Below are 6935 nucleotides of genomic sequence, written 5' to 3'. Positions count from 1 at the left end.
ATGACCGAGACACTCACCGCCGCCCCGGGTTCGCGGACCCAGGTGCGGGGCTTCACACGGACCGAGCGCACCGGCCCCGCCACCGTGCGCCGCGAGGTGACCGTGCAGCCCGGGATGTGCGGACCCAACGCACTCCTCATCGGCCGGATCGGTGACTGGACCTGGGAGACCGTCAGCGAGATCTGCGGCACCGATGTCTTCAACGCCCGTGACGCCAAGGGCCGCGCCACCTATCTGTCCTTCTACTACTACCGTGTACGCAGCGGCGGAGAGCTCCTGCACCCGCGGGCCATCTCCTTCGGCGACCGCCTGGAAGTGATCTCCCGGGTGTTCGGCTACGGCAGCGAGTCGGTGCTGACCCTGCACCGCATCCGCAGGATCGGCTCCGGGCCGGGCAGCCTCGATGCCGAGGTGTTCGCGGAGGATTCGTTCGAGCCCGAGGAGTTCTACGAGAGGCCGCGGCCCGACTGTCTGTACGTCGAGAACTTCAACCGCTGGGTGGCCCGCGGCCGTGCGGACAGCAACGTAGGTCTTGTCCGGGCCTCACCCGCCGACTTCCGCCACGATCACCTGCCGCGGCTTCCCGACGCCTACTCCCCGCGCCTGGCCTGCAACGGCGCGCGGAGCGGGCACCGCTTCCTCGACCCGTCGGCCGGCGGATATGTGCCGCTCGGCGAGGAGTTCACCACCGAACACCGCGTGGATGTCAGCAGCGACGTCAACGGAGTCGGACTGCTCTACTTCGCCTCGTACTTCGCGATCGCCGATGGCGCGCTGCTGCGGCTGTGGCGCGCCCTCGGCCGCAGTGACCGCTCGTTCCTCGACCGGACACTGCTCGACTCCCGGGTCTGCTACCTCGGCAACGCCGACGTCGGCTCGACCCTGCGGCTGCGCGCACGACCCTGGCACCGCGTCGGCGATTCCTCCGACGAACTGGTCGAGCTGGTCGTCGAGGACCTCGCGACCGACCGCACCCTGGCCGTGTGCAGCTTCGAGATCCGCCGGGAGGACAGCCGTGCCGACGCGCAGTGAACTCGGCCGCGAGGACGTCGGCCGCGAGGACATCGAAAAGCTCGTGCACGACACGATCGCCTCGATCCTGCCCGGACTGCCTGCCGGGGCGATCGACAGCGGGCGGCACCTGAAGGAACTCGGCGCCGACTCGGTCGACCGGGTGGAGATCATCATGGCCCTGATCGATCACCTGGGCATCGAGGCCGACATGTCCCGGTTCAGCGAGATCCCGTCCGTCGACGGCCTGGTCCAGTTCCTGTGGGAGGAGAAGCGCTCATGACCGCACAACCCACCGAAGCCACCGAGGCCGTCGGGGGCTTCGGCATCGAGGCCCTCAACGTCTACGCCGGCGCCGCCCACCTGCCCGTGCGGACACTCTTCGAAGGCCGCGGCCTCGACCTGTCACGCATCGGCCATCTGATGATGGAGACCCGCTCCGTCAGCCTGCCGTGCGAGGACCCGGTCACCCACGCGGTCAACGCGGCCAAGCCCGTGGTCGACGCCCTCAGCACCGAGGACAAGGACCGCATCGAACTCCTCATCGTCTCCAGCGAATCCGGCATCGACTACAGCAAGTCCATCGCGAGCTATGTGCACCACCACCTCGGCCTGAGCAGGCACTGCCGGGTGATCGAGGTGAAACAGGCCTGCTACGCCGCCACCGCGGCCCTGCAACTCGCGGTCGCCTACGCGGCCTCCGGCGTGTCACCGGGCGCCAAGGCCCTGGTCATCGCCACCGACGTGGCGATGGTCGACGAGAACGCGCACTACGCCGAGCCCGCCACCGGCGCCGGGGCCGTGGCGCTCCTCATCGGCGACCGTCCGCAGGTCCTCGCCCTCGACGTCGGCGCCTTCGGCACGTACAGCTACGAAACCCTGGACTCCGCGCGCCCGGGTCCCGACTTCGACATCGCCGACGTCGACCGCTCGCTCTTCGCCTACCTCGACTGCCTCTCGCACGCCTTCGCCGACTACCGTACGAAGGTGCCGGACGTCGATCTGCGGGCGGACTTCGCCCAGTTCGCCCTGCACACCCCGTTCGCCGGCCTGGTGAAGGCGGGACACCGCAAGCTGATGCGGGACGTCCTGCGGGCCTCCACCGAAGAGATCGACGCGGACTTCAGCGCCCGGGTCACGCCCTCGCTCGCGTATCCGCGGATCGTCGGGAACCTCTGCTCGGGTTCGGTGTACCTGGCGCTGAGCAGCATCATCGATCATGTCCCGTACGAAGGGCAGTTGAGGATCGGCCTCTTCTCCTACGGTTCGGGGTGTGCCTCGGAGTTCTTCAGCGGGGTCGTCGGACCGCAGTCGCGGACGGCGCTCGCGCGGATGCGGATCGGTGAACGCCTTGCGGCCCGCACCGAGTTGTCCTTCGAGGATTACGAGGACCTCCTTGCCGAGAACATGCGCTGCCTCGTCCCCGTGCGCAGCCGTGAGGTCGATGTGGCCCGCTGCAAGCCGCTGCTGCACGGTGTGATCCGCGACGGCGGACACCTGGTCCTGCGGGGCGTCGAGGAATACCACCGCGTCTACGAGTGGGTGTGAGGCCGGCCATGACGACCCACCCGCCGACCCACGCACCCGACCGGACCGCGAGCCGCTGGCTGGGCAGCGTGCCGCCCGGCACCGACGCCCCCGTGCGACTGTTCTGTTTCCCGCACGCGGGCGGCGGCAGCAGCGCCTTCAAGGGCTGGCACCAGGCACTCGCGCCACTGACCGAAGCCCGCGCGGTCGTACTGCCCGGACGCGAACGCCGGCTCAGAGAACTGCCGTACGTGGCGATGGAGCAGCTGGTCGACCCGCTGTACGAGGCTCTCGCGCCCTTCCTGGACCGGCCCTTCGCCCTCTTCGGGCACAGCATGGGAGCGGCCGTCGCCTATGAGGTCGCCCGCCGCTGCACCGCACAGGGACGGCCGCCGGTCCACCTGTTCGTGTCCGGCCGGCGCGCCCCGCACATGCCCGCCCGGCGCCGTTCCTACGCCGAACTCCCGGACGACGCCTTTCTCGAGACGGTCGGTGCGATGAACGGCACACCCGCCGACGTGGTGCGACAGCCCGAACTCTTCCGGCTCTTCCTGCCGTGTCTGCGTGCCGACTTCGAGCTCAACGACACCTATCGGCCGCTGCCGGGCCGGCGGCTCGACTGCCCGGTCACGGCGCTCGCGGGCCGCGGCGACCCCGAGGCGAACGCGGACGAGCTGCGAGCCTGGTCCCAGGTGACCTCGGGCGCCGCGGAGGTGTGCACGCTGCCGGGCGACCACTTCTATCTCAAGGACGCGCCGCCCTCGCTGCTCGACCTGGTCCGGGCCCGGATCGAGCGTGCGATGACGCCCGCCGGCTGAACGCGCAGCTGCGGGCCGCCTTCAGGGACGGCCCGCAGCTCTCCAGGCCCGCAGCTCCCGGCCCGCAGCTTTCCAGACCCGCAGCTTCCCGGGCGCTGTCGACAGCCCTGCTCAGCCGCCGATCTCGTACTCGAGCGTGAACAGCCGCTCGTCGCCCCGGTGCAGCCAGACGCACGTGCCGGTGAGCCCACTCAGCGCACCCCGGCCCGAGCCCGGAACCACATAGCCGTCCGCGGGCTTGGGCGGGGCGTCGCCGCCCATGATGTTGGAGTGGTGCAGCACGAAGCTGCCCTCGCGCCCACCGAGGGACCCCTCGAACCGTTCGCTGGCCACATACCCGGCGGAGCCGTCCTCGGACTGGCTCATCAGGAGCGTCGCGGTACTCCTCCCTTCCAGGTCGCCCCGCCACACCCGGCTGACCTCGCCGCGCACCATGCGTGGACCGTCTTCGGGCTCCAGGTACGGATGTTCATCCCAGGAGACGCTGTCGAACTCGGCCTTCGCGGTCTGACTCATACCCAACTCCCTTGTGCTACGACGAAACAACGGCACCACTGAGCGCGCACAGAGGCCCCGGCCGCCGAAACTACCCGAGCGCCGTGCGGGTCACGCGCAACTTTGAGCAGACGGCGTGGATCACGCTGCCTAGCTTCTGGTTTGCTGCCGCGCCGACTTGGCATGCGGCAGCCCGTCCTGTGGCCGGCCGGGCGTGTGGTGTCCGGCCGCCGTGGTTCTCCGAGGAGCCCCCGTGACCGACTCAGACCAACTCGTCGTCCCCGACCTGCTGCGGATCCGCTCGTCCAACGCCCCGGACCAGTCGGCTCTGATCATCGACGGCGTCCAGAGCCTCAACTACGGGGACTGGGAACGCCGTTCCAACGCGGTGGCGCACCACCTTGCCGACCGCGGTGCCGGCCGTGGCACCCGGATCGCGCTGCTCTTCACCGGGATGGACTGGATCCCCTACGCGATCAGCTATCTGGGCGTGCTCAAGACCGGTGCGACCGCGGTCCATCTCACCGACCGGCTGGGCGCGGCCGAGCAGACCCGCCGCCTCGAACAGACCGAAGCGGCCGGCATCCTGCACAGCGCCGACGCCGAACTGCCGACCGGATTCACCGGCTGGACCTCCACCGGTGCGGCCCTCGAAACAGGAGACGAGTCGCCGCTCGACGTCTCCATCGCCATCGAGGACCTCGCCGACATCCTCTACACCTCCGGGACCACAGGCCCCGCCAAGGCCTTCGGCAACCCGCACGGCGTTCTGACCTTCGGCCGCGGCCCCGAGGGGCTGCGGAACTTCGACGAGCGTTCCCCGCTGATGGCGCCCATGCCGCTCGGCACCACATCCAGCGCGACCACCTGCGCAGTGGTGGCCCTCACAGCCCCGGGCCCCACCGTCGTGGTCGACCCGGAGGACGTGGAGCGGATGGCCGCACTCGTGGCGCAGCTCGGCGCCGGATCCCTCATGCTTCAGCCCTGGACAGCGATCCAGCTGGTCACGTCCCGGGCCCACGAACGCCACGACCTCAGCAGCGTCACTCGCGTCGGTTCGGCCTCCGCGCCGCTGCCGCCCCGGATCGCCGGCGAACTCCTCGCGATGATGCCGGGCGCCCAGCTGAACAGCGCCTACGCCCAGGGCGAGGCCGTACCCGCCGTGATCCTGGGAACCGTCGACCCCAAGCGCCCGATGGTGATGGGAAGGCCCGCGCCCGGGACCGAGGTGCGCATCGCCGGCGCGGACGACGAGCCCCTGGCTGCGGGAGAGCTGGGGGAGATCTGGCTGCGGTGCCCGGCACCCAAGCGTCGCTACCTGGACGAGTCGCTCAGCCGGAACAAGTGGCAGGACGGCTGGGTGCGCACCGGCGACCTTGGCCGGCTCACCGAGGACGGCGAGGTACGCCTCTTCGACCGTCGTGAGGACGTCATCCACACAGACGCGGGCCAGGTCTCCAGCATCGAGATCGAGGAGGCGGTGTACGACCACCCGGCCGTTCTGGAAGCCGCGGTGATCGGCCTGCCCGAGGCCGAAGGCGGGTACCACGCCGTCACCGCTGTCGTCGTTCTGAACGGCCCCCAGGAGCCGGAGCTGAAGTCCTTCCTCGCCGACCGCCTCGCACCTCACCAGAGGCCCACCGTGTGCCACTTCGTCGACTCGCTGCCCCGCGGTGTGACGGGCAAGGTACTCAAACCCCTGCTGCGGCGACGCTTCGCCACCACGACTGCGTGAGCGCGCCAACAAACGCCCGTGCACGCTCAGTTCTGAGCATCGCGCGGCACCTGCGCAAACCTACGCTGGGCGGGCTCCAGGGGCGCGCCGGCGTCGTGGCCGGGGGCCAATTCCACCTGCGACGATCGGGGACAACGGCATGTACGACGTGATTGTGGTGGGGGCGCGCTGCGCCGGATCGACCACAGCACTCCTGTACGCCCGCGCGGGCCTGCGGGTGCTGCTGCTCGACCGGGCCCGCTTCCCCTCCGACACCCTGTCCACCCTCTACATCCAGCAGCCAGGTGTGGCCCGGCTGGCGCGCTGGGGCGTGCTCGACGACATCACCGCCACCGGCTGCCCCACGCTCAACCATGTCGTCTACCAGCTCGACGAGGTACGCGTCGAAGGCTGCGCGGCCCCGTACCAGGGCATCGCCGGGGCCATCGCCCCGCGCCGGCACACGCTCGACCGGATCCTGGCCGAGCACGCGGTCGCGGCCGGAGCGGAACTGCGTACCGGCTGCCAGGTCACCGGCCTGGTGGAGGAGGACGGCCGGGTCGTCGGCGTCACCTGCAAGGAGGGCGGCCGTTCCGTTACCGAGCGGGCCCCGCTGGTGGTCGGAGCCGACGGTATGCGCTCCACGGTCGCCCGGCTCACGCGAGCCGCGGAGTACCACGAAGCCCCGCGCCTGACCTGCGCGTACTACACCTTCTGGGCCGGACCGCAGACCGACTTCGAACTGTACGAGGGCAAGTCGGGCTGGGTCTCGGCCGTGCCGACCCACGACGGTGCCGTGCTCGTCTCCGCGTACTTCCCGCAGGACCGCTTCGACGAGGTACGTGCCGACGCACTCGGCGCGTACATGGAAGGCGTGCGGATCAACGCCCCGGGGATATATGAGCAGTTGCAGTCGGCCGACAGGCTTGAACGGCTGCGCGGTACAGGGGAGCAGCGCAACTACTTCCGTCGCGCGGCCGGCCCCGGCTGGGCTCTTGTCGGCGACGCGGGCCACCACAAGGACTCCCTGACGGCACGCGGCATCGGGGACGCCTTCCTCCAGTCCGAGCTGCTGGTCGAGCTCACCGCGAGCGTGCTGCACGACCCGGAGCGCCTCACGAGCGCGCTCGGCACGTTCGGCACGCGGCGCGACGAGCAGCTCATGGAGGCCTACCAGGGCGCCCTGATGGTGGCGAGCGCCGACGGCAAGGACAAGCGGCGCGCACTGCTTTCCGCCATCCGCACCAGCCCGGATCTCACTCAGCGGTACTTCGACACGGTGGCGGGCCTGCGCCCGGTCTCCGACCTCTACACCCCGGAGCTGCTGACCCTGATGTCCGCCCGATGACCCTCTCGTACAAGAGATGACC

At 70.2% G+C, this 6935-nt stretch carries 7 protein-coding genes; 6 read left to right on the top strand and 1 reads right to left on the bottom strand.

Features of this window, described 5'->3' with window-relative positions:
- Genes AB0D18_RS29310 through AB0D18_RS29295 form a run of 4 tightly spaced genes read left to right on the top strand, consistent with a single transcriptional unit; the run spans window position 1 to window position 3356 of the window.
- Window positions 1–1032: an LnmK family bifunctional acyltransferase/decarboxylase gene (locus AB0D18_RS29310; RefSeq protein WP_362424984.1), complete on the top strand. Its 1032-nt coding sequence runs from the start codon at window positions 1–3 to the stop codon at window positions 1030–1032.
- Window positions 1016–1294 carry an acyl carrier protein gene (locus tag AB0D18_RS29305; protein WP_362424981.1) on the top strand — a complete coding sequence of 93 codons (279 nt, stop codon included), beginning with the start codon at window positions 1016–1018 and terminating at the stop codon, window positions 1292–1294. Before AB0D18_RS29310 ends, AB0D18_RS29305 begins: the two co-directional genes overlap by 17 nt.
- The gene (locus AB0D18_RS29300) at window positions 1291–2559 is read left to right on the top strand and encodes a hydroxymethylglutaryl-CoA synthase (RefSeq protein WP_362424979.1); all 1269 of its coding nucleotides are present in this window, start codon (window positions 1291–1293) and stop codon (window positions 2557–2559) included. The genes AB0D18_RS29305 and AB0D18_RS29300 overlap by 4 nt, the downstream gene beginning before the upstream one ends.
- A gap of 8 nt (window positions 2560–2567) precedes the next feature.
- Entirely contained in the window at window positions 2568–3356 is a 789-nt protein-coding gene (locus AB0D18_RS29295) for an alpha/beta fold hydrolase (RefSeq protein WP_362424976.1), read from the top strand.
- Window positions 3357–3467: 111 nt separating this feature from the next.
- Here the strand turns inward: AB0D18_RS29295 and AB0D18_RS29290 are convergent, their stop codons facing one another.
- On the bottom strand, window positions 3468–3872 hold the full coding sequence (locus tag AB0D18_RS29290; protein ID WP_362424973.1) for a DUF3224 domain-containing protein: 405 nt from the start codon (window positions 3870–3872) through the stop codon (window positions 3468–3470).
- 232 nt (window positions 3873–4104) lie between these two features.
- Here AB0D18_RS29290 and AB0D18_RS29285 point away from each other — a divergent pair, with 232 nt between their 5' ends.
- Window positions 4105–5586, top strand: a complete 1482-nt coding sequence (locus AB0D18_RS29285; protein WP_362424970.1) for a class I adenylate-forming enzyme family protein — start codon at window positions 4105–4107, stop codon at window positions 5584–5586.
- 139 nt (window positions 5587–5725) lie between these two features.
- Window positions 5726–6913 carry an NAD(P)/FAD-dependent oxidoreductase gene (locus AB0D18_RS29280; protein ID WP_362424967.1) on the top strand — a complete coding sequence of 396 codons (1188 nt, stop codon included), beginning with the start codon at window positions 5726–5728 and terminating at the stop codon, window positions 6911–6913.
- Window positions 6914–6935 lie beyond the last annotated feature (22 nt).

It is taken from the genome of Streptomyces sp. NPDC048442 (assembly GCF_040651475.1).
Taxonomy (GTDB): domain Bacteria; phylum Actinomycetota; class Actinomycetes; order Streptomycetales; family Streptomycetaceae; genus Streptomyces.
This window is presented reverse-complemented; position numbering and strand designations above follow the sequence as displayed.

What these genes read in the sequence shown, in the direction of transcription:
- AB0D18_RS29295 (WP_362424976.1), top strand. Translation starts at nt 2,568, where the DNA reads ATGACGACCCACCCGCCGACCCACGCACCCGACCGGACCGCGAGCCGC.
- AB0D18_RS29280 (WP_362424967.1), top strand. Translation starts at nt 5,726, where the DNA reads ATGTACGACGTGATTGTGGTGGGGGCGCGCTGCGCCGGATCGACCACA.
- AB0D18_RS29300 (WP_362424979.1), top strand. Translation starts at nt 1,291, where the DNA reads ATGACCGCACAACCCACCGAAGCCACCGAGGCCGTCGGGGGCTTCGGC.
- AB0D18_RS29310 (WP_362424984.1), top strand. Translation starts at nt 1, where the DNA reads ATGACCGAGACACTCACCGCCGCCCCGGGTTCGCGGACCCAGGTGCGG.
- AB0D18_RS29290 (WP_362424973.1), bottom strand. Translation starts at nt 3,872, where the DNA reads ATGAGTCAGACCGCGAAGGCCGAGTTCGACAGCGTCTCCTGGGATGAA.